Raw genomic sequence first — 23,783 nt, 5'->3', positions numbered from 1 at the left:
GGGGAATTATCGGAATAGCGCCGCCGCTGGCGATCGGCGGCGGCGGCGGGGTCAGGCTCAGCGGCGGTTGCGCACCAGCTGGTAACGGCGGGTCAGATACTCTACCGGCGCACTCCAGATATGCACCAGGCGGCAGAACGGGAACAGCACGAACAGCGTCATGCCCAGCACCATGTGCAGCTTGAAGATAATCGCCACCCCTTCCAGGTGCGCGGAGGCACCGGCGTGGAACGTCACCACCGCCTGCGCCCAGGCCACCAGCTTCATCATTTCGCTGCCGTCCATATGCTGGGCGGAGAACGGAATGGTCAGCAGGCCGAGGCACACCTGCACCACCAGCAACGTCAGGATCATGATGTCGGCGAAGCTGCTGGTGGCGCGCACCCGCGGATTGGTCAACCGGCGCTTCAGCAACAGCGCACCGCCGATTAGCGTCATCAGGCCGCAGGCGCCGCCGGCGATCATCGCCAGCTTCTGCTTCACGTCGATCGGCAGGAAGGCCTCATACATCCAGTGCGGCGTCAGCATGCCGAGGAAATGGCCCGCGAAGATGCCGATAATGCCGATGTGAAACAGGTTGGACGCCAGCCGCATGCCCTTTTTATCCAGCATCTGGCTGGAGCCGGCGCGCCAGCTGTACTGCCCGTAGTCGTAACGCAACCAGCTGCCAATCAGGAATACCGCGCCGGCCAGATAAGGGTAAATATCGAAGAAGAACTGATTCAAAAATTGCATGATTAGCGTCCTTTGGTTCCGGTTAACGCATCCGTCAGGTCCAGATACTGTGGCGCCACCGCGCCGGCGAAGCGCCGCTGGTGCGCCGTCTGCTGGGCGGAGGCGCAGCCCTGTTCGCCGAGAAACTTGACCTGCTCCTCTTCCCACACCGCATCCAGCGCCTGCGGCGTATCGTCACGCGCCTCTTGCGCCACCTGGGTTTCCAGCGCCTGAGCCTGCACCTCGCTGCCGGACAGCAATAGCAGCAGATCGAACAGCACCGCATACGGGCTTTCTCGCTGTTGCAGGCGCGCACCCAGCAGCGCCAGGATCGGCGCGATGTCCTGCAGCCCTTCCCGCGCCTGCGCCGCGCTGCGGCTGGCCAGATACTCCAGATACAGCGGCAGGAAATCCGGTAGCTCGCGGCTGTCGATCTCCAGCCCGGCGGCGCGGTACTGCGCCATCAGATCGACCATCGCCTGGCCGCGATCGCGCGACTCACCGTGCACGTGCTCAAACAGCAGCAGCGAGGTGGCGCGGCCGCGATCGAACAGCTCGCAATAGTCGGCCTGCGCGTCCAGCAGCGGGCGGGCGCACAGGCGGCGGATAAACAGAATCAGCTGCGCGCTGTGGTGCAGATCCAGCTCGCTGGCCGGCTCCAGCGCCTCAATCAGCGCCTGCTGATGGTCAAACAGGACCTGTTCCGGGTAATCCAGCAGGCGGGCGATCACTTTCAGGCTGATCATGAGGCGTCCTCCGGCCGCGCGGTTTTCGCGGTCACGTCGATGGCGTCGATGCGGCGGCTGTTGAACAGGTTGAACTTGCCATCGCTGCCGTGGCAGCCGTCGCCGAAGCTGAAACCGCAGCCTTTGCTTTCCGGGAAGGCTTCGCGCGCCAGCTCGCGGTGGCTCGACGGCACCACGAAGCGATCTTCATAGTTGGCGATCGCCAGGTAGCGATACATCTCCTGCGCCTGCGCTTCGCTCAACCCGACCTGCTCCAGCGCGCTGGTGTCCACCACGCCGTCGACGGTTTCCGCCCGCTTGTAGTGGCGCATCGCCAGCATGCGCTTCAGCGCCAGCAGCACCGGTTCGGTATCGCCGGCGGTCAGCAGGTTCGCCAGATACTGCACCGGAATGCGCAGGCTCTCGACGTCCGGCAGCACGCCGCTGTGCGCCAGCTCGCCGGCGTCGGCGGCGGACTGAATCGGCGACAACGGCGGCACGTACCAGACCATCGGCAGCGTGCGGTATTCCGGGTGCAGCGGCAGCGCCAGCTTCCAGTCCATCGCCATTTTGTACACCGGCGACTGCTGGGCAGCTTCAATGACCCCCTGCGGCACGCCGTCCGCCAGCGCCTGAGCAATCACCTTCGGGTCATGCGGATCGAGGAAGATGTCGAGCTGGCTCTGATACAGATCCTTGTCGTTCTCCACCGCCGCCGCCTGCTCGATGCGGTCGGCGTCGTACAGCAGCACGCCGAGGTAGCGAATGCGGCCCACGCAGGTCTCCGAACACACCGTCGGCTGCCCAGCTTCGATGCGCGGGTAGCAGAAGATGCACTTCTCGGACTTGCCGCTCTTCCAGTTGAAGTAGATTTTCTTGTACGGACAGCCGGTCAGGCACATGCGCCAGCCGCGGCACTTGTCCTGGTCGATCAGCACAATACCGTCTTCGCCGCGCTTGTAGATCGCCCCGCTCGGGCAGGTGGCGACGCAGGCCGGGTTGAGGCAGTGCTCGCACAGGCGCGGCAGGTACATCATGAAGGTGTTTTCGAACTGGCCGTACATCGCCTTCTGCAGGTTGTCGAAATTCTTGTCCTGCGAGCGTTTTTCGAATTCCCCGCCGAGGATCTCCTCCCAGTTCGGGCCGCTTTCGATCTTGTTCATGCGCTGGCCGGTGATCAGCGAGCGCGGGCGGGCCACCGGCTGGTGCTTGCCCTGTTTGGCGGTGTGCAGATGCTGGTAGTCGTAATCGAACGGCTCGTAGTAGTCGTCCAGCGCCGGCACGTCCGGGTTGGCGAAGATTTTCGCCAGCACGCCGACGCGGTTGCCCATGCGCGGCTCCAGCTTGCCGTTGATTTTACGGATCCAGCCGCCCTTCCATTTTTCCTGATCTTCCCAGGCGTGCGGATACCCGACGCCGGGCTTGCTTTCCACGTTATTGAACCAGGCGTATTCCATACCTTCACGGCTGGTCCAGACGTTCTTGCAGGTGACCGAACAGGTGTGGCAACCGATGCACTTGTCCAGATTCAGCACCATGCCGACTTGCGAACGAATTTTCATTTGCTGTTCTCCTGCTGACTGCCCTGCGCGTAGTCGTTGCCTTCGTCGTCCAACCAATCAATGCGGTTCATCTTGCGCACCACCACGAACTCGTCGCGGTTGGAGCCGACGGTGCCGTAGTAGTTGAAGCCGTAGGCCAGCTGCGCATAGCCGCCGATCATGTGGGTCGGCTTCGGACAGGCGCGGGTCACCGAGTTGTGGATGCCGCCGCGCTGGCTGGTGATCTCCGAGCCCGGCAGGTTCACGATGCGCTCCTGCGCGTGGTACATCATGGTCATGCCGGCCGGGATACGCTGGCTGACCACCGCGCGCGCCGTCAGCGCGCCGTTGGCGTTGAAGGCCTCGATCCAGTCATTGTCCTCGATGCCCAGATCTTTGGCGTCGTCTTCGCTCAGCCAGACGATCGGGCCGCCGCGCGACAGCGTCAGCATCAACAGGTTGTCGCTGTAGGTGGAGTGAATGCCCCACTTCTGGTGCGGCGTCAGGAAGTTCAGCGCCTTCTCCTTGTTGCCGTTCGGTTTGCTGTTGAGCAACGGCTGCGCGGCGCGGGTGTCGATCGGCGGCCGATATACCAGCAGGCTTTCACCGAAGGCGCGCATCCACTCGTGATCCTGATACAGCTGTTGACGGCCGCTGAGGGTGCGCCACGGGATCAGCTCGTGCACGTTGGTGTAGCAGGCGTTGTAGGATACGTGTTCGTCCTCCAGACCGGACCAGGTCGGGCTGGAGATGATTTTGCGCGGCTGCGCCTGAATGTCGCGGAAGCGAATTTTCTCGTCTTCCTTGTTCAGCGCCAGATGGCGGTGATCGCGGCCGGTGACGTTGCTCAGGGCCTCCCAGGCTTTTACCGCCACCTGGCCGTTGGTTTCCGGCGCCAGCGACAGGATCACTTCCGCCGCGTCTATCGCGCTCTCGATCTTCGGCCGCCCCGCCGCCGGGCCGTCGGCCTTGACGTAGTTAAGCTGCTTGAGGAAGTCGACCTCGGTTTGGGTGTTCCAGCTGATGCCCTTGCCGCCGTTGCCCAATTTGTCCAGCAGCGGCCCCAGCGAGGTGAAGCGCTCGTAGGTGGCCGGGTAATCGCGCTCCACCGCGATGATGTGCGGCGCGGTTTTGCCCGGGATCAGATCGCATTCGCCTTTCTTCCAGTCCTGCACGCCGTAAGGTTGCGCCAGTTCGGCGGCGGAATCGTGCTGGATAGGCAGGGTCACCACGTCGGTTTCCTGGCCCAGATGGCCAACGCACACCTCGGAGAAGGCCTTGGCGATGCCCTTGTAGATCTCCCAGTCGCTCTTCGAATCCCAGGCCGGATCGACCGCCGCCGACAGCGGATGGATGAACGGGTGCATGTCGGAGGTGTTCATGTCGTCTTTTTCATACCAGGTGGCGGTCGGCAGCACCACGTCGGAGTACAGGCAGGTGCTCGACATGCGGAAATCGAGCGTCACCACCAAATCCAGCTTGCCTTCGCCGCCCTGCTCGCGCCATTCCACTTCCTGCGGCTTCACGCCGCCCTGCTGGCCGAGATCTTTCCCCTGAATGCCGTTTTCGGTGCCCAACAGGTATTTGAGCATGTACTCATGGCCCTTGCCGGAGGAGCCCAGCAGGTTGGAGCGCCAGACGAACAGGTTGCGCGGGAAGTTCTGCGGATTGTCCGGCTGCTCGGCGGCGAAGCCCAGCGAGCCATTTTTCAGGCTGTCGACGGTGAACTCGACCGGCGACTGACCGGCCGCGCGGGCCTGCTCCGCCAGGCGCAGCGGGTTGGTGCCCAGCTGCGGCGCCGACGGCAGCCAGCCCATGCGCTCAGCGCGCACGTTGAAGTCGATCAGGCTGCCGCCGAAGCGCGATTTGTCCGCCAGCGGCGACAGCAGCTCGTCGGTGCCAACGGTTTCATAGCGCCATTGGCTGGAATGGTTGTAGAAGAACGAGGTGCTGTTCATGTGGCGCGGCGGGCGCTGCCAGTCGAGGCCGAACGCCAGCGGCAGCCAGCCGGTTTGCGGCCGCAGTTTTTCCTGGCCGACGTAGTGCGCCCAGCCGCCGCCGCTCTGGCCGACGCAACCGCAGAAGATCAGCATATTGATCAGGCCGCGGTAGGTCATGTCCATGTGATACCAGTGGTTGACGCCGGCGCCGACGATGATCATCGAACGGCCGTGGGTCTTTTCGGCGTTTTCCGCGAACTCGCGGGCAATGCGGATGATGTTGTGGCGCGACACGCCGGTGATCTGTTCGGCCCAGGCCGGGCTGTAGGCCTTGACTTCGTCATAGTCGGCGGAGCAGTTGGCGTCGCCCAGCCCGCGCTCGAGGCCGTAGTTGGCAAGCGTCAGGTCGTACACGCTGGTCACCAGCGCTTCGCTGCCGTCCGCCAGCTGCAGGCGTTTCACCGGCAGTTTGTGCAGCAGGATCTCGTCCAGCGCCACGCTGTTGAAATGCTCGCTGTCGGCGCCGCCGAAGTACGGGAAGCCCACCTCGGCAACGTCGTCATGCATGCCCAACAGGCTGAGCTGCAGCTCGACTTCCTGTTGCGACTTGCCCTCGCGCTGTTCCAGGTTCCACTTGCCCTTCTCGCCCCAGCGGAAGCCGATGGAGCCCTGCGGCGCCACCAGATCGCCGCTGCGGCTGTCGATAGCGACGGTTTTCCACTCGGGGTTGTTTTCCTGGCCCAGTCCGTCCACCAAATCGGCGGCGCGCAGCAGGCGGCCGGCGGCGTAATGGCCGCCTTCACGCGCTTCCAGCAGCACCAGCATCGGCATGTCGGTATAGCGGCGCACGTAGTCGCGGAAGTAGCCGACTTCGCGATCGAGATGGAACTCTTTCAGCATTACGTGGCCCATCGCCAGCGCCATCGCGCTGTCGGTGCCCTGCTTCGGATTCAGCCAGTGGTCGCACAGCTTGGCGACTTCGGCATAGTCCGGCGTCACCGCCACGGTTTTGGTGCCCTTGTAACGTACTTCGGTAAAGAAGTGGGCGTCCGGGGTGCGCGTCTGCGGCACGTTGGAGCCCCAGGCGATAATGTAGGAGGAGTTGTACCAGTCGGCGGATTCCGGCACGTCGGTCTGCTCGCCCCAGGTCATCGGCGAGGCCGGCGGCAGATCGCAATACCAGTCGTAGAAGCTCAGGCAGGCGCCGCCGATCAGCGACAGGTAGCGGGCGCCGGCGGCGTAGGACACCATCGACATCGCCGGGATTGGCGAGAAGCCGATGATACGGTCCGGGCCGAAGGTTTTGGCGGTATAGACGTTGGCGGCGGCGATCAGTTCATTGACCTCCTGCCAGCTGGAGCGGACGAAACCGCCGCGGCCGCGCGCCACCTTGTAGCTTTTGGCTTTTTCCGCATCGCCGACGATAGAGCCCCAGGCCGCGACCGGATCGCTGTGCTGCGCTTTCGCCTCGCGCCACAGCTTGAGCAGACGCTTGCGCATCAGCGGGTATTTCAGCCGGTTGGCGCTGTACAGGTACCAGGAGTAGCTGGCGCCGCGCGGGCAGCCGCGCGGTTCATGGTTGGGCAGATCGGGGCGGGTGCGCGGGTAGTCGGTTTGCTGGGTTTCCCAGGTCACCAGGCCATTCTTCACGTAGATCTTCCAACTGCAGGAACCGGTGCAGTTCACGCCGTGGGTGGAACGCACCACTTTGTCGTGCTGCCAACGGCTGCGGTAGCCGTCTTCCCAGTCGCGGTTGGTGTTCAAGGTCTGGCCGTGATCGCCAGAAAAAGGCTCCGCCAACTGCTTGAAATAGCGGAAACGGTCTAAAAATTTGCTCATCCGGAATGCTCCTGAAGGCTCTTGTCGTTATAAGAAGACATGCTCAATCTGCCGCCAGCCTACTGACGGCCAATCGGCGGCAAATTGATTGCGATCAAGAGAAAGCGGGAGGCGATACACGCGCCGGGTGAGAAATACCACCAAAGTATAGGTGCGACAAACGAGATTAATATGTTGAATTTAAATGAATAAATCAGGATTGAAAGACAGAGGCTGACGGGCGAGAGGCAAGATGGGGTATTTGGGGGTAGGACGCGGGAGAAACCTCCCGCGTAACGCTAACTCGACGCTTTCAGCGTTGGAGCCACAGCGTCGCGGTGCCCACGGCGGGCAACGCCAGCTGGATCTCCGCCCCCCCTTCCTGCTGCCGCCAGCCCGCCGGAAGGCGCAATCGGGTGCTTCCCTCTCGATAGTAAGGGTTGGCTACCAGCAGCAAGGCGCGACCGCCCAGAACAAACATCCGCGCCGGCATTTGAGAGTTGCTTCCCGCCAGCGGCGTCGATTTTCCCGTCAGCAGATAAGGGGTGAAGGCGGCGATTTGCTGCGACACGGCGGCCACACCGCGCCAGGTGGCGTCAAACTCCCGTTGGTCGAAGCGGCCGGTTTTACGCTTGTAAAACAGATCGGTATAGGAATAAAACAACAGCCCCTTGGCGCCGCCGATCAGCGCCTGCCAGGCCTGATTGCGGATTTCCGCCTCTGACGGCGGATGTGGCTTGCGGCGGGCGTCATAAGCGGCATGATCCATGATTTGCATCACCACCCAGGCCCCGCGCGATTGGCGGGCGGCCTGCACCGTCAGTTCGGTATAACGCGTGGTGCGCGTCAGATCGCGATCGTTCCCCACCGGGTAAGGGTCGGTCGCCAAAATGTCGCTGCTGTTGAAGTGAGCGTCCAACTCCCCGGTTTTGTTCAACACCTGGAAGGTAGGATGATCGCCGTCAAGTCGCTTTATTTGCAGGTTTTTTTCCTCGATCTTATCGAGATATTCCGGCCCCAGCTCATCGTTGATGTACCAGGCGAGCAGGTTGGGCTGAGAGCGCAAGCGCTGCACGTACCAGGCCGTCATCGCCGCATAATCGCCGCCGCGCACGGCCGGAGCGAAACGGCTGCCGCGGTACTGATCTTTGACGGAGTAAATGACCAGCAGCCCGCGCTGGCGTGCGTTGCGGAAAAAGGCGTAAGGGTCTTTCTTCTCCCCATAATCATAATTCAGCACCGTGTTGAATCCCGCCGATGCGATGCGCGCCAAATGCTCATCGGTCGCCACGTTGGCGTAAATGCCCAACGGGAAAAGCCGTTGACCGTCGCGCAGGGTAAAGCCTTCGCTGTCGATCGCCACTTTGGCCGCAGGCTGCCCGACGCGAAAAGACAGCTCGCTGTCCGGTGCCGGCCGGGATTGCTGCCCGGTGACCTGCTGACGCAGGCGGTATTCGCCCTGGGCCAGGCCGGCCGGCAGTGGGTATTCGATACGGCGCTGCCCTTCAACCTGATAACGGTCGCGGCTACGGTGAACAACCTGCCCCTCGGCATTGAGCAATTCGCTGTCGACTTGCAAACGCTGCGGCTGCGAAGTGACGACCAGCGTGTCGACCTTCCCCTGCGCCGACGCGCCGAGCTGATACAACGCGGGCGTAGGCGCTCGAGCACACGCATAGGCGTCGTCAAACCAGGCGGTACCGGTGCTCCCCTTGCGCAGATAAACGCCAAACGTGATTCGCGCCGCCTGCGGCGGCACGGTATAGCTGGCGTTCACCTGCCGCCAGCCGCTGTCGCCGGTCACCCCAGCCGGATAGCTGCCCTCCAGAAAGCGCCCCTGCGCATCAAAGCTCTGCAGATAAACCCCGGCGCCGCCGTCGCGGCTTTGCCCGCGTACGCCGCGGGTCTTGAGCCAGACGCCAAAATCGATCGTCTGTCCGGGCGCAACCTGCAGCGCCTGGTTGAAGGTGCGGTACTGCGCGGCATCTGCATTGTCATAGCGCAAACTGCCATTGCCGCTGTGCGTATCGCCGTCGGCCTGCGCGCCCTGCGCTCGCCAGCCGCCGAGACCCTGCTCAAAGCCGGGGTTGGCCAACAGATTGGGTTGGCAGCTCTGCGCCAGAGCCGAAGCGCCCCACAAGGCGCAACAGCCCAGAACCACCCTCTGATACATCCCCCTCATGGTCATTTCCTTTTCACCACGGCATTGAACAGATAGGTGGCGAACAGATAACAGGATTTCTGATAAGACAGCCCCAAATGCTGACGGTAAATCCGCCATTGCCAGTCAGCGGCGCGGATTTTGTTGCCCGACAGCGAATGGGTAGACAATCGGTAACAGGCCAGCGGTTCGGGAATGCAGTAGGCCAGGCCGTTACGCGCCTTCTGCAGCACCGCCAGCCACATCAAATAGTCCTCATGACCCACTTTTTGCTGATACACCTTGCCGATGCGCTTTTGGTTGTAGATGCCGGTGAGATTGCCGATCCAGTTGCTTTTCAACATGTCCTGATAGCCGATAAGCTCTTCCGCGCCACGGGTGTTTTTGATCAATTTCAGGTCGTCTTCGAAGGTGTAGTAATGGGAACACACCACGTCGTAGCGGCGGGTTTGCAAAATGCTCGCCTGGCGCGACAGCTTGTTGGGGAGCCATACGTCATCGCTGTCGCAGAAGGCGATATAGTCGCCGTTCGCCGCCTCAATGCCGATGTTGCGCGTTTCCGCCACGCCCTGATTATGCTCATTGCGTATATAGGTGAGGCGATCGTGGATAAACGGCCGCACCACCTCGGCAGTATCGTCGGTGGACGCATCATCGATCACATACAGGTGATAATCGGTAAATCGCTGGTTCAGCACGCCTAGAATCGACTCTTTGATAGAGTTCGCGGCATTGTAGGCCGGCATGATTACGGATATCTTTTCCATTTTGTCCTCACTCGGTGAGCTGTTGCCACTGGGGATAAATACGTTCGGGAGAAAAACGGCGAGACTTCTCTAACGCGGCGACAGAAAAGTGCTCGCGCAAACCCGGATCGAGCATCAGTTTGATCACCCCTTCGCTGAAGGCGGCGGCGTCGTCATCGGGCACCAGATAGCCGTTGACGCCGTCGTCTATCAACTCGGCCGGGCCGGTCTTGCAGTCGTAGGCCACCAGCGGCAGGCCGAAACTCATGGCTTCGATCAGCACCATCGGCAATCCCTCATAGCGAGAGGTCATCAAATACAGGCTGGCCTGGCGATAATAGTCCGCCACGTCGGCGGTGGCCGGCAGCAGACTCACCTGCCGCGCCAGCCCGGCGTCTTCAATCTGCCGCCGCAGCGCATCGCGCTCCGGGCCGTCGCCAATAATCAGCAGCCGCCAATCCGGCACCTGCGCCGCCACCCCTCGCCACAGCGCGATCAGACGATCGAAGCCCTTCTGATTGCTCAAGCGCCCCACCGCCAGCGCCACCTTTTGCTGCAGCGCCGGCGCCGGCGCCTGTGCGCGGAACGGCGAAACGTTCTCGATCACCCGACATTTCCCGGCCCCCACCCAGCGAGCGATAGCGTCGCTATCTTGCCGCGTCAGGAAAATCACGCGATCGCTCAGCCGGTAAACCAGCAACTTCAGCCACTTAAATACGCGCGGATACTGGTGAAAGCTGACGTGCTCACTCAACAGCAGCCGGCTGCGGGCACAGAACAAACGCAGGAAAGGCGTCATCACCACCGACAGTTTCCCCATGGAAACGGTAATGATCACGTCCGCGCGTTCACGCCGCAGCGCGAACGCCAGCCGCCACGGCCAGAACAGTGAATCGCCACCGCCGCAGCGCAACCGGACGTCGCTCGCCAGCGGAAAGAAGCTCCGCTCGCCAAACAGCGAAAACACCGCGACCTCGTAACCCGGCAAACGCGCCAGCGCATTGGCCAAACCGCTGGCGACCCGTTCAGTACCGCCCTTGCCCGCCATATTTTCGATAACGATGATTATCTTGCGTGGTTGCATGTCATCTCCTGAATCCCTGGCGCACGTTGCGCAGCAGCCGGCCGCCAACCGAGAACAACCCCAACCGCGCCAGACAATCGCCATACCATTTGATCATCTTGAACTTGCCGCTCAGGCTGTGCCGCACGATGCGCGACGAGTAATAATTGAACGCCTGGGCGTTTTCCGAATACAGCGAGGCCAGCAGATGCTTACAGGCGAATCCGCTGATATGGCGATCGCTGGGGCTGAGGAAGGTATTGATAAAGCGGTCGCTGGCCTCCAGATTAAGCTTCGCCGTCATGCGCCCGTAGCGCCCCACGTCGAGAAACACCCCGCCGCCGGCGTCATGCGCCACTTGCGCGCCCAAATTGGTGGCGTTGACCAGAAAACCCCAATCCTGATGCTTGTTGAGAAACTCGGGAAATAAAAAGCGGCGATCGCTTTTTTTACGCATGCTGATGGTGGATGACCGAATATCGCCCATTTCCAGAAAAAGAAAATCTTCGCCGGAAGAACCGGATTTGTAGTGGAAGTTGAAGTCGCGTACCGAATCGCCGCTCACCTCCGCATAGTTGCCGAAGATAATATCAATCTGGCGATCTTCATGCTTCTTCATGCGGCGAATAATATAGTTGGTTGTGAAGTAATCATCGGAGTCGAGGAAAAACACGATCTCCGATTGCGCTAACTTGGTGCCTAAGTTGCGCGATACCGCCGCATTGCTCTTCTGTTTTTTCTCATGCAGCATCACATTGCTATTGGTCGCCGCTATCTGGCGGATAGATTTGATGTCATCCTCGTCAGAGCAATCATCAACCAAAATCACCTGATAGTCGAACCCTTGGCAAGCGTTGAAAATTCGCTTCAGCGTTTTAGGCAGGTAGCGCGAACTATTATAAATAGGGATCACGATAGAGAAATCCATTTCTTAACCCTCCAGCTTAGAATTTATTATTTCTTTTCCACGGCACAGCAACAATAACGACACGTTAAATACCGGGACCAAAAAATAGGTTTCCGTCAAGGTTGTTAACAGGAAAACCACCACCACCCAGCGCATGAATCGACTCAGCCTGCGCATATTGCCCAACAAGTGAAAATAACAAAAAAGCATGACGACAGAGGCGATGCCACCGGCCGAATAAAACATGGCGATGAAGAAGAAATCGACTGGCTTATACGGCTCTATATTCATGCCGAACAGCGGATTGGGTAGCCCCACCGCCTGAAACATCTGCCAGGAGAACCAGATCCGGCCGGTCAGCGCCTGGTTCAAGAGCACGTCCAATGCCGGATTGTTCCCCCAGCGTATAACGCTGGCGAATTGAAAGCCGACAATGACCAACGTCAGTGCGATGCAGACTTTTCTGTTGGGGGCGACACGCAGCAGCGGCGCCAGCCAAAACAGCAGCAGCATCAACAACGCCAGCATAAAACAGGTGCGAGAATAGGAATACATCAGCACCGGGAGAATTAACGCCGATACCGCCAACGAAGCGATATTTTTCATTCCACGCGTTAATTTCGCATGGTCGATCAGGCACAGCAGTGTGGCGAACAAGGCAAAAGAATAATACGCCAGGGTATTCGGGTTATCGAACCCCAGCGTTAATCTGTTGCCATAACGTTCATCAAGGTAAACAAACCCATCAGTGTAAAAGGTATAGGGAATAACCACCAGCAACCCTGCCACCACAAAGGTGATGGCAAACATTTCAGCGCCACGCCCCATTTCGATACGACGAAATAAAATTATCACCGCCGTGCTGAATACCGCACCAAACAGATAATCACCATGCCCGGTGGCAATATTCATAAGAAACAGCAGAACCAAAAAACCCGCAACCGCCTTTTCCGCCAGCGTAGCGATAAAAAATGCATAGCCGACATAGAGCAACATCAGGCCATTCAGCCCCAGCACGGCTTTATTAATCAGCTCGCTGTTGAACGATCCCGAGGTCAGGAAGGTTTTCACGAAAAACATCAGCAGGAAGGTCAATACGATGGATTGATTGATCAAATCCCGCGACTGATTATAACCGGCATTGGCATGCATTTGAAAATTGGAGGCGACTCTTTGCATAAGCGTTTACTCAGTAAAATAACTGCCCCATTCCTGCTCAATGTTTTTCGGCATCAGCTTGCTTAGCCCCGCGCCAGGCGTAAACGTCAACTCACCGAAATACACCTTCTCGCCGACCTGGTAGAAATCCACGCGCACATAAGAGAACTGCTGCGCCGTCTGGCGAGCCAAACGTATCATTTCATCCAGCCGCGTAGGGCGCGGCATCGGTTCGTCGGCATTGGGCAAGCTGATGCGGATTTCGGTGCGGTTCCAGTCGACATCAAAAATATCGCGCCGATGGGTGCCGAAGCGCTGATAATCCACCTGGATGAACATGCGAATTTCATGATTGTCGTTGAAACAATGAAACTTGATATCGTTCGGCACCTGTTCGCCATCCAGCAACATGCGCTCCACCATGATGCAGGGTTCGATATCCAGATAATGCTTTTCGCGACTCTGCTCATAAAAGTTGCTGCGCATCCACGCGTTGCTGAGATCGTACAACTCCGCGTAGCTAACCTGCCGCTTGTCGAACACCAACCGGTTATAACCGCTGCCGTGGTTGGCCTTCAGCACAAAGGCGTTGGGCAATTGCCTGAACATCTCGTAGCTGAGTTCAGTGCCATGCGCATACAGCTCCACCAGGTACTCCTCGCCCCACAGACCGGCGATAAATTCACGTACCTTGAACTTGTCCGACAAGGTGGTGTAGATGCTGCGCGGGTAAATTTTGCGGCGCATGATCTTTTCGCTGAAGCCGGTCGGTTTTGACAGGTGCGGCAGCTTCTTGAAATAGAGCGCGTATTTAACCTGATGGTGCCAGGCATCGGGCAGGCGCTTGGAAATGTTTTTAACCAGGATGTTTAACATGCTCTCTCCTTAATTTGCTGACAAGACGCGGCAGGCAGTAAAAACAGGTCAGCTGCAGTCGGGTAATTTTTCCGCCACGGAATAAACTGTTCAGCACAAAGAACGAAATGAATTCCGCCAGCAGCGTAGACACCGCCGCGCCGATCAGGCCATAGCGCGGGATCAGCAGCAGATTCATCACCACGTTCGCCACAGCCACCAACGGCATCTTGATGGCGATAAAGCGATAGCCGGCGAACAGCACGATGCTGCGGTACGAAACCGTCCCCATGACCGAAAACAGCGAGGTCAGCGTACAAATAGCCAGGATGTTGGCGGCCGGTTGGAAAGCGGCGCCGTACAGCAGCGCAATGGCCGGGTGGGCGAACCACCACAGGCCCAGCAACACCGGCAACGACAGGCCCAGGACCACCAGATAAAGCACCCGGATACGGTACTCCTGCTCCAACGGATCGCGGCAGCTGGCAATGCCCGGCATCAACGAGGTGATCAGCGCCATCGGCACGAAAACCCAGCCTTGGCTGAGGGTGGTGGCGGCGCTGAACCAGCCTACCGCCTGTTCGCCGACCAGATTGCCCAGCATGATTTGATCGATGCGGGTATAGATCACTATCGACAGGCTGGAGATGGCCAACGGCAGCCCCACCTTTAGCAAGTAACGGCCGTAGCGCCTGGCCTGGCGCGGCGTAACCCGCGGCGAGGCCGCAGCTTCCCCACGGAATAACCAGAGGCGCACCAGGTAAGGCACGGCGCTGCTGAGGATGTAGGGTACCGCGAACCACACCAGCGGCAGCGCGGCGCTCACCAGCGCCAGCCGCAGCCCGATCGACAGCAGCAGCGCCAGGTTGTTGATCAGCGTATTGCGTTTCGACTGCAGGCGGGCATCGTAATAAATCTTGTACACGTCCTGAATCGAGAAATAGGCGCTGACAAGCAGCAACAGCGTCATCAGTTGGCTGGCGGGCGTTTGGCTGAAATAGCTCCATATCAGTATCGGCAGCGCCACCACCAGGAACAGCCGGCGGCGCAGGCGTATTGACGCCAGCATCAGGCGAATGCCGCTCGGCTGTCGGCGGGCGACGCGGTTGAAAATGATGCTGTCGGCGCCCAACTGCACCAGTGGCACCACGATGGCGATCGTCGCCAACAGATAGTTGAGCGCGCCAAACTGCGCGGGCCCCAGATAGCGCGCAACGTAAATGGAGACGAAGATGCCGGACAGGCTGAGCGAAACGCGTTCGAGCATCAGCCACAGGGCATTGGTGATAATGGCCTTCACCCGCTTACTCCCCTGCCTGCGGGCGTTCTTCCCGATGGCTTGGGTAGGCGAAGTTGTAATAGCTCATGTCGGTTGCCGCCTTCTTCACCATGCCGTTGAGGATCACGCCCTTGATCGTCACCCCATTCTGTTCGAAGCGGCGCATGCTGGTTTCGATCTGCTTGACGGTATTCACCTCAAAGCGCACCACCAGCAGCGAGGTGCCCGCGTGATTGCCGACGATCGCCGCGTCCGTCACCGCCAGAATCGGCGGCGTGTCGATCAGCACCAGATCGTAGTTTTGCCCGGCCCAGCGCAGAAAATCGGCGAAACGGCGGTGCATCAGCAGTTCGGACGGGTTCGGCGGCACCTGGCCGCGCGGCACGAAGTCCAGGTTGGCGATGGCGGTTTTCCGCACCGCCTGTTCCGCCGTCACGTTGCCCACCAGCATGTCGGACAGGCCCTGATGCCCATCATCCGCCAACCAGCGGTGCAGGAAGCCTTTGCGCATATCGGCGTCGATCAACAGCACCCGCTGCCCGGCCTGCGCCACCACCACCGCCAGGTTGGTGCTGGTAAAGCTCTTGCCGCTTTCCGGGCTGGCGCCGGAGACCATCAGAATGTTGTTTTTGGCCTCCATCATGGCGAAATGCAGGCTGGTGCGCAGGCTGCGGATCGCTTCCACCGACAGATCCGTCGGTTCGGCCACCGCCAGGATCGGCAAGCGCCGGCCGCCGGATTTGGGCAGCAAATGGCGCTGCTCGCGGTTGCGCTTGACCTGCCACGGCGACAGCGGCACGGTGGCGTAGACGTTGATGCCCCGCTTCTCCAGGGTATCGATATCATTGATGCCGCGATGGAAAGCCGCGCGCAGCAGCACCACCGAGGCGGCGCCTCCCGCCCCCAGCAGCAGCGCCAACAAGACGATCAGCATCTTTTGCGGCTTAATCGGCCGGATAGCGGTTTCCGCTTCGTCGATGATGCGAACGTTGCCCACCGTGCCGGCCTTGCTGATGCTCAGCTCCTGCTGCTTGTTCATCAGCTGCATGTAAACCTGCTGATCCACCTGCACGTCGCGGGTGAGGCGCAGGATCTCCTGCTGCATTTTCGGCAGCGTCTGCACCTGTTTACCCAGCCGCGCCTTTTCCGCCTCCAGCGTGGCGCGCTTTTCCAGCAGCGCCCGGTAAGCCGGGTGCGCGCGGGTATAGAGCTTGGAGATCTCCGCTTCCTTGAAGGTCAGCTCATTGAGCTGGGCTTCGAGCTGCACCTGAGTATCCAGCACCGATTTGGCTTCCAGCGACAGATCCACCGAGTCGTTTTGCTGGCGGAACTGATTGAGCTGGGTTTCGGCATTGTTCAGCGAGGTTTGCGTTTGCGGCAATTGCTCTTGCAGGAACGCCAGCATGCGCTGCGCCTCTTCCGTTTTGCGGTCCACGTTCTGTTGCAGGTAGTTGTCGGTGATGTTCTTCAGCATCGCCTCGGCGCTCTGCGGATCTTCGCTCGGCAGCGTAAAGGCCATGATGCCGCTGTCCTTGCCGCCCGGTACCACGTCCAGGTATTTGCGCAGATCGTCCACCGCTTCTTGACGCGCGACTTTGACCACGGTAAAGCTGGCGCCCGGCGCCGCGTCCAGCGCCGAGACGGTCATGTTCCAACCGCCCTGCGCCACCGGCTGCCCGACCACGCCGCTGAACAGTTTGTCGCCGTCATGGCTCAATTCGTAATGCTGCCCGTCGCGCACCGTCAGCGTCAGCGCTTCGCCCTGCATGTCCGCCGGCGTCGTCAGCGTGGTGATGTTCAGCACCGGCGGCTTTTCACCGCTCAACCGGGCAAGGCCTTTGCCGAACACCGGGAAATAGTCCGGGCTGACGCGCACCGTCAGGCCGAGGGCGTCCACCGTTTTGCCGAGCACGTAGCGTGACTTGGCCAGCGTCACCTCATCCTGCGTCGCCGAGCTTTGCCCCATCGTGCTGTCCAGCGTTTCACGCAGCAGCGAATCGCCGGACAGCTGCTTCTCCACCTGCACCACCGCCGTGGCCTGATACACCGGGGTGGCCAACAGGGCGTAGGCGACGCCCAGCACGCCGGCCAAACCGGTCACGACGGCGATCCGCCAACGGTTATCCCACAGCGGCCCGATCAGCCGCTCCCACTCCAGCTTTTCATCTTGTTCGGCCACCATCACGGACAGCGCATTGTTTTTCATCTTCTGTTCCTTATTCACCCTGCGGAGTTACCAGTTGCGCACGCGCAAGGTAGCCTCGCTGAGATCGTTAAAGCTGCTGATGGTCGGCACCAGCTGGCTGATCAAACGGTTCCAGCGCGCGATCGGCGCCGCAGTGACGTACACGACGTCGTAAGGTTGCAGCTGAAATTCAGCGCCCATCGCCAGCGCGCTGGCGTCGGAGAGATCGAACTGATACAGCGTCGCCAGCCGCTGCGGCGTTTTACCGCCGCTCGGCCGGATCACGAACACCCCGGTCGCATCCGCCACCGTCTGGCTGATCCCTTCGGAAGATCCGAGGGCTTCGGTCAGGGTCATGCCGCTGCGATCCATCTTCAGCGTCGCTTGCTTGCCCACCTCGCCCATCACGAACACTTTCAATTCGTCATTGCGCGGGATGTAGAGGATGTCGCCCGGCTGCAGCAGCGCGTTCTGGCTGATGTCGCCACGCTGCATCAGCGCCTGCAGCGAAATAGCCCGCTCTTTGCCCTGATGGGTCAGCACCACGTTGCGCCAGTCGGCGTTGTCCGTCAGGCCGCCGGCGGCGTTGATCGCGTCCAGAATGGTCAACGGCACGTTGGTGATCGCCTGTTGGCCGGAGGTTTTCACTTCGCCGGTCACGTAGGCCTTCTGCGAACGAAAAGCGGCGATGCTGACGTCCACCTGCGGGCTTTCCACGTACTGCGCCAGACGGCCGGCGATCAGGCTGCGCACTTCGGTGACGGTCTTGCCCACCACCGCCACTCGCCCGATATAGGGATAAAAGATCGTGCCATCTGCATGCACCCAGTTGCCGGTATCGCTGGCGCTGCGGTACTGCCCGGCCGGCGTGGTCAACTCGGGGTGATCCCAGACGGTGACGTTCAACACGTCGCCGACGCCGATGCGGTATTGATAGTTCTGCAACCGCTGATCCAGCGCCGGATTCGGCCGGGCGACCGGTTCTACGCGCCGCATTTTCTGCAGCAGCATCGGCGACATGCGGTAAACCTGCACCTGGTCATTCAAATCGAAATCGTCATCCTGCTGCACGACGATGGCTTTTCCGCTGGTCGGTAAATGTGAGCCGGGGACCACCGTACACCCGCTCAACAACGCGGAGGTGAAGGCCAACGGCATCAAAAGAGGCAAATGAAAATTCATGGAAGTACCGTGATAAGCGGGCTGCTGCCGCAGCCCGTGAGGGGATTAACGGCCGACGGTCGGATTATCGCTGAACACCGTCGCCTGACGCGGTTCGCGCAACATGGCGAAATAACCGCAGAAACAAAACAGAAACGCCACCAGCATCAGGCTTTCCTGCAGCTGCAGCACTTCGCTGCAAATGCCGACGCAGGCCAGCGTCACCGCCAGCATGGTGCTCATCGCCAGCGCCTGGCGCGCATTGAGCCCGCGACGCATCAGAATGTGGTGCAAATGATCGCGGCCCGCTTTGAAGGGGCTTTGGCGGCGCAACAGGCGGCGCACCATCACGGTCACCATGTCCATCAGCGGAATGGCGATCAGCCACAGCGCGGTGACCGGACGCATTACCGCCTGCGGCCCCTGAGTCGCCAGCAACACCAGCCACAGCACGCTGAAACCGATCACCATGCTGCCGGCGTCCCCCATAAAGATCTTGTTGCGCGCGCCGAACAGGCTCAGGTTGAACAGCAGATAAGCCGCCAGCGCGGCGATCAGGCCCAGGCACCACAGCGCCAGATCTTCCCGGCCGCCCAATCCGAACACAATGGCCAATGCAACGAAGGTAACGCAGGACAAGGCGCCCAGTTGCCCATCGATGCCATCCACCATGTTGTAGGCGTTGATCGCTCCCCATACCGCCAGCGGCGTAAGCAGCAACGCGCCATAGCCGAGCATCACTTCCTGATGGCCCCAGACATAGCCCAGCGAGGAAAGCTGCATCCCTGCCGCCAGCATCATCGCCAGCGCGATCCCTCCCTGCACCATGACGCGCGGCGCCACGGGCAGATCAAAGCGGTCATCCAGCACGCCCAACACCACCAGCGCCGTAATGCACAGCAGATAGACGGTGCTGTCGGGCAGCCAGGCGGGTTGCCACAGCGTCATCAGCATCAGCGTCAGGTATATGGCGATGCCGCCGACCAGCGGAATATGTCCCAGATGTTGCTTGCGCGCATTGGGCTTATCCACCAATCCCACCGTCAAGGCGGCCCGGCGGGCAATAAGCACCCAGGCGACCGCCAGCACAAATATCACGCTCAGTTGATATAACATCGTTCCTCCAGCGAATAAGCACGCTACCGCCCTTGAGTTACAGCTCCCAATGCGCTATTAACAAAAACAAAATTGATCCGGCCAGGATATAAGTCAGCATGAGTTAATCCTGAAAAATACAGATTTATCCGCTTGTCGGCGGAAATAAGTAAATAACGTCAGCGTGCGGTTAAGTTATCTATCAGAAAACTCATGTTTAATGGTTCTTTCGATTGCCGAATCAAGTTCAACCGGCGCCACGAAATTATTTTTCACATTACTTTTAAATTGCGTTCTGGCGCAGAATTTCTGCACTCTGACGCGGCTGATTGGGATTTTTTTACGACTTATTTTACTCACGACATCCAATGCGGTCGCCCCGCATATGCCCACCACATAAGGAATGCGAATCGTCTTATTTTCTCTGCCCAGCGAGGAGGAAATAACGTCGACCAATTGATTCATCGTAAAATCCGGTTTATCGACGTAGTTGCTGACCTGATAACTTGACTGCTGGTCCAACGCATGTTCCAGCCGCGCGGCAATATTTTCAACGTAAGCCATCGACTTCATATTATTGCCGCTGCCAATCATCACGAATCGGCCGCTGGCGATCTGGCGAAACAGGTTATACACATTGCCCCGGTTGCCTTCACCGAATACCACCGTCGGGCGGATGATGGTCAATTTGTTTGCGCTATCCGCCTTGCGCCACGCTTCATAAACGTATTCCGCTTCGAGCTTGGACTTGCCGTAATGGTTGAAGGGATCGAAACGTCCCCCTTCATCGGTTTCCTGCTCGACGAACCCGTAAACGGCCACCGAGGAAGTGAAAATGATTTGGCGGATATTCAAGGCGGAGGCGGTCATGCAGACATGGCGTGCGCCTTCGACATTGACCTGATAATAGAGCGAAATAGGATCGACGTTGTCCTGATGCTCCGCCGCCAGATTAATGATGGCGTCACAGCCCGCCAGCGGTTCTTGCAGGGTCTGGGGCTGTGTCACGTCGCCATACTGATAGAGCGCCGGAAAATGTGCGCTGGGTTGCTTGTCAACGATGACCAACGTCAGATCATCGCGCGCACTGAGACGTTTTGCCAGGCGTGTTCCGATAAAACCGGAACCCCCGATAATAGCTACTTTACGCTTATCCATAATTTGTCACTCAGCAGGTTCTCATTATTCCTGTCACCTCGATGGAAACAGGACGCTAATATGCGTTAGGTAATGAGTTCCAGACTGGACAAATCGAACCTGGCTTTCAAATAACAAATAATGAAATAAAAGATTTCATCAAATGTAAAATTATCGCTAAAGATAAAACCTCATTCAGCGCTAATTTTTAACATCGTAAGCAACTTGATATTGCAAGGTTTTGTTCGGCAATATGAGATTAATCCGACCTTTACCCGGCGTAGAAGAAGTCTCATATTTTACCGGCAACTTAAGCTGCCCTTGCTTGGGGTCGACACATTCGATGGTCGCCTGCTCCATGCTCTCGCCCTGGTACAGGCAGAGCAAGGTTTGCGGGCTGTTGGTATGGGGATTATTCAGCGTCAGCGTCAACACCACGCGCGTGTTGTTCTGAATATCATTGATCACCGGTGGACGAGTTTGGTTGCCGAGCACATATGAAAAATGTGAAATAACCAGCAACGAAGCGAATACCGTCAGGTATTTCACTACGCGGCTGGCGGGCATGCTGAAAAAACGCCGCACCGTCGTCGACTTTTTTTCACGCGTGGGTTCGTGGGCTGACTCTACCGTTGCAACAGGCGCAGCCACCAGCGTCGATTTACGCGGCTTATCTATTTTTTCATCGTTTGTTTCAGACGACTCACTTTCATTTTCAGAAAGTTCCGCTTGAATATCAACGCCAATATTTTCATCGCCATTTAATATATCATCATCAGCGTAGCCCTCATCCTCGGATATAAAGTGAAAAGCCGATTGATTTTCCACCTTGTAACCCAAACGGGGAATGGTTCTGATAAGCGTATGTTCCGTGTCGCTAATTTTTTGGCGAATAGATTTAATTGTTTGATTTATCGTTGAATCTGAGCAGTAAGTTCCTTTCCAGATATTTTCTATAATTTCCGTTCGGGTAACCAGCTCTGGCGATCTGGCGACAAGCAGCGAAAGAATTTGATACTCCTTCCAACGCAGACGAAATTTCTCCCCGGCAGGAGTCAGAACATCGAGATTCCTAATCTTTATTCTTTTATCAAGATTCACTTTTAATTTCCTTAGCGTGCCTGTCCTGCACACTTTGTATAGAAATATCAAAAAATGTTCAAGAAATTAAATGTAAACTCAACAGGTTGCATTCATCGGATATTGGCCTTTATAAAAATTTTCTGATTTCATTTTTTACATTAGGCCTTATTAAGGATGTTCCGTTTACCCAAATGACTCTTTTTCCCTGCTGGCAACATGGATTTCTTTCATGGCTACCGTAAAATTCAAATGGTCACCTCATTGATTTAAAAAGGAAAAACTAGCGGTGTTGTTAGATTGTTAATCGAATAAAATTGTGAAATTTCATTCTTATCCGTGAATTCATTGTGTTTTTCCACCTAATCTGATTGTCAGATAGACTACAAAAAGCCGGAAAAAACAGAATGAGAGTTATCTGATTTAACCCCGTTACACATTCCACTCAGTGCGTGCAGCATCTATGACAAAACCCTATTACTGATTTTATAACAATCGCACTAATTATGCCTTACCCTCCCGGAAATTTCATTTAATCTGCGGAAAGATATTAACGCCTTAATGTAAGAATACTCTCAATAAAACGGAAAAAACGTACAAATAATATAATCCGTTTTGGCGAAAATATTCCCACATTGAGAGATAGTGCTATAAAAAAAGAAAAAAACGGCAAGCGGAGATGAGAATTTTACCTAAAGACAGAAAATTTCACTGAGGAGGCGAGGAGAGATGACTCGGAATGAGCGAAATATCCCTCCCCTGCCGGGAGGGATTGAGAAAGACGTTTGATACTCAGGCTTTTTTCTTGCGGCCATACACCGCCCAGGTGATCACCACGCACAAGATATAGAACACCAGGAATACTTTCATTGCCCCCGCCGGCGAACCGGTCAACGCCAGCGAGGTGCCGAATGCCTGGGGAATGAAGAAGCCGCCGGCGGCGCCGATCGCCGAGATAAAGCCCAATGCGGCGGCGGAGTCCGTCACCGCTTCACGCTGCGCGCTCTCGTCGCTGCCGCCGGCCGCTTTCACGCGATCGACAGTGATTTTACGGAAAATGACGGCGATCATTTGGAAAGTCGACCCGCTGCCCAGCCCCGCAGTGAGGAACAGCACCATAAAGATGCCGTAGAAGGCGATGAACGAACCGCCCTCACCCGCCGTCGGCAAGGTCAGGAACAGCAGCGCGGCGAATACGGCCATCACCACAAAGTTGATCAGCGTCACCCGCACGCCGCCGAAACGGTCAGACAGCGCGCCGCCGACCGGCCGCGCCAGCGCACCGAGGAACGGCCCGAAGAATGCGTAATGCAGGATCACGATGTCCGGGAATTGCGTCTTCGACAGCATCGCGAAACCGGCGGAGAAACCGATGAAAGAACCGAAGGTCGCAAGATACAGCAAACTCAGCATCCACAAATGCCCACGCTTGAGCACCGGCAGTTGCTGGCGCAGCGAGGCCTTGGCCGCCGCCAGATCGTTCATGCCGAACCAAGCCGCCAGGGTGGCAACCAGCAGGAAAGGCACCCAGACCCAGGCGGCGTTTTCCAGCCACAGCTGCCCCCCCTCCGCCTGATTTTGCGCCGTGCCGCCAAACAGGCCGAACAGGCTGAAAGAAATCGCCAGCGGCGCGACCAGCTGCATGACGCTGACGCCCAGATTTCCCAACCCGCCGTTGAGCCCCAACGCGCCGCCCTGGCGCGCTTTCGGGAAGAAGAAGCTGATGTTGGCCATGCTGGAGGCAAAGTTGGCGCCGGCGAAGCCGCACAGCAGGGAAATGATGACGAACACGCTGTACGGCGTGCTGCTGTCTTGCACCGCGAACCCCAGCCACAAGCACGGCACCAGCAGGAAGCAGGTGCTGATGGCGGTCCAGCGACGGCCGCCAAACAGCGGGATCACGAATGAATACGGCACGCGTAAAATAGCGCCCGACACCGACGGCAGCGCCGTCAGGAGGAACAGTTGGTCGGTGGTGAAGTTGAAGCCCACCTTGTTCAGGTTGACCGCGACGGCGCTGAACAGCATCCAGACGCAGAAGGCCAGCAGCAGGCAGGGAATGGAAATCCACAGGTTGCGGGTGGCGATGCGATGGCCACGCTGCTGCCAAAAGGCGCTGTCTTCAGGACGCCAGTCCTGAATCAGCGCACCGGTTTTCTTTGATGAAGGCGTTGCAAGTTGCGACATAAAAACCTCAGACACGGGGGATCATTCTGCA

General features: G+C 58.4%; 17 protein-coding genes. All 17 read right to left on the bottom strand.

Annotation, left to right across the window (positions count from 1 at the left end; translation table 11 throughout):
- Positions 1–57: 57 nt before the first annotated feature.
- The gene (narI, locus tag ACF8MC_RS01530) at positions 58–735 is read right to left on the bottom strand and encodes a respiratory nitrate reductase subunit gamma (protein WP_025303199.1); all 678 of its coding nucleotides are present in this window, start codon (positions 733–735) and stop codon (positions 58–60) included.
- A gap of 2 nt (positions 736–737) precedes the next feature.
- A complete protein-coding gene (gene narJ / locus ACF8MC_RS01525; RefSeq protein WP_060438561.1) occupies positions 738–1,460 on the bottom strand; it encodes a nitrate reductase molybdenum cofactor assembly chaperone in 723 nt (240 codons plus the stop codon).
- Entirely contained in the window at positions 1,457–3,001 is a 1,545-nt protein-coding gene (gene narH, locus ACF8MC_RS01520) for a nitrate reductase subunit beta (RefSeq protein WP_033634924.1), read from the bottom strand. Before narH ends, narJ begins: the two co-directional genes overlap by 4 nt.
- Positions 2,998–6,759, bottom strand: a complete 3,762-nt coding sequence (locus ACF8MC_RS01515) for a nitrate reductase subunit alpha (RefSeq protein ID WP_164104832.1) — start codon at positions 6,757–6,759, stop codon at positions 2,998–3,000. Before ACF8MC_RS01515 ends, narH begins: the two co-directional genes overlap by 4 nt.
- 292 nt (positions 6,760–7,051) lie before the next feature.
- Positions 7,052–8,911 carry a carbohydrate-binding protein CenC gene (locus ACF8MC_RS01510; protein ID WP_164104912.1) on the bottom strand — a complete coding sequence of 620 codons (1,860 nt, stop codon included), beginning with the start codon at positions 8,909–8,911 and terminating at the stop codon, positions 7,052–7,054.
- A gap of 11 nt (positions 8,912–8,922) precedes the next feature.
- A complete protein-coding gene (locus ACF8MC_RS01505; RefSeq protein WP_033634927.1) occupies positions 8,923–9,666 on the bottom strand; it encodes a glycosyltransferase family 2 protein in 744 nt (247 codons plus the stop codon).
- 7 nt (positions 9,667–9,673) lie between these two features.
- Positions 9,674–10,729 carry a glycosyltransferase family 4 protein gene (locus ACF8MC_RS01500; RefSeq protein WP_049234807.1) on the bottom strand — a complete coding sequence of 352 codons (1,056 nt, stop codon included), beginning with the start codon at positions 10,727–10,729 and terminating at the stop codon, positions 9,674–9,676.
- A 1-nt stretch (position 10,730) separates the two neighbouring features.
- Positions 10,731–11,636: a glycosyltransferase family A protein gene (locus ACF8MC_RS01495; protein WP_033647723.1), complete on the bottom strand. Its 906-nt coding sequence runs from the start codon at positions 11,634–11,636 to the stop codon at positions 10,731–10,733.
- 3 nt (positions 11,637–11,639) lie between these two features.
- Positions 11,640–12,794 carry a hypothetical protein gene (locus ACF8MC_RS01490; protein ID WP_033647724.1) on the bottom strand — a complete coding sequence of 385 codons (1,155 nt, stop codon included), beginning with the start codon at positions 12,792–12,794 and terminating at the stop codon, positions 11,640–11,642.
- Positions 12,795–12,800: 6 nt separating this feature from the next.
- Positions 12,801–13,649 carry an ATP-grasp fold amidoligase family protein gene (locus tag ACF8MC_RS01485; protein ID WP_048321684.1) on the bottom strand — a complete coding sequence of 283 codons (849 nt, stop codon included), beginning with the start codon at positions 13,647–13,649 and terminating at the stop codon, positions 12,801–12,803.
- Positions 13,630–14,928 (bottom strand): flippase, encoded by a 1,299-nt coding sequence (locus ACF8MC_RS01480; RefSeq protein WP_033634932.1) that lies wholly within the window; start codon positions 14,926–14,928, stop codon positions 13,630–13,632. The genes ACF8MC_RS01485 and ACF8MC_RS01480 overlap by 20 nt, the downstream gene beginning before the upstream one ends.
- A gap of 4 nt (positions 14,929–14,932) precedes the next feature.
- Positions 14,933–17,113 carry a polysaccharide biosynthesis tyrosine autokinase gene (locus tag ACF8MC_RS01475; protein WP_033647729.1) on the bottom strand — a complete coding sequence of 727 codons (2,181 nt, stop codon included), beginning with the start codon at positions 17,111–17,113 and terminating at the stop codon, positions 14,933–14,935.
- A gap of 27 nt (positions 17,114–17,140) precedes the next feature.
- Positions 17,141–18,274 (bottom strand): polysaccharide export protein, encoded by a 1,134-nt coding sequence (locus ACF8MC_RS01470; protein WP_033647730.1) that lies wholly within the window; start codon positions 18,272–18,274, stop codon positions 17,141–17,143.
- A gap of 45 nt (positions 18,275–18,319) precedes the next feature.
- Complete coding sequence (gene wecA / locus ACF8MC_RS01465; protein WP_049212714.1) at positions 18,320–19,369, bottom strand: UDP-N-acetylglucosamine--undecaprenyl-phosphate N-acetylglucosaminephosphotransferase; 1,050 nt, start codon at positions 19,367–19,369, stop codon at positions 18,320–18,322.
- 174 nt (positions 19,370–19,543) lie between these two features.
- Positions 19,544–20,506, bottom strand: coding sequence for an NAD-dependent epimerase/dehydratase family protein (locus tag ACF8MC_RS01460; RefSeq protein WP_392423137.1), 963 nt, complete (start codon positions 20,504–20,506; stop codon positions 19,544–19,546).
- Between the two features lie 180 nt (positions 20,507–20,686).
- Positions 20,687–21,586, bottom strand: a complete 900-nt coding sequence (locus ACF8MC_RS01455; RefSeq protein WP_033647733.1) for a helix-turn-helix domain-containing protein — start codon at positions 21,584–21,586, stop codon at positions 20,687–20,689.
- Between the two features lie 771 nt (positions 21,587–22,357).
- Positions 22,358–23,752, bottom strand: a complete 1,395-nt coding sequence (locus ACF8MC_RS01450) for a NarK family nitrate/nitrite MFS transporter (protein ID WP_033647734.1) — start codon at positions 23,750–23,752, stop codon at positions 22,358–22,360.
- Positions 23,753–23,783: the final 31 nt, after the last annotated feature.

The organism is Serratia sp. LACPHL-BACT-2024-00286 (assembly GCF_043109535.1).
Lineage (GTDB): Bacteria > Pseudomonadota > Gammaproteobacteria > Enterobacterales > Enterobacteriaceae > Serratia > Serratia sarumanii.
This window is presented reverse-complemented; position numbering and strand designations above follow the sequence as displayed.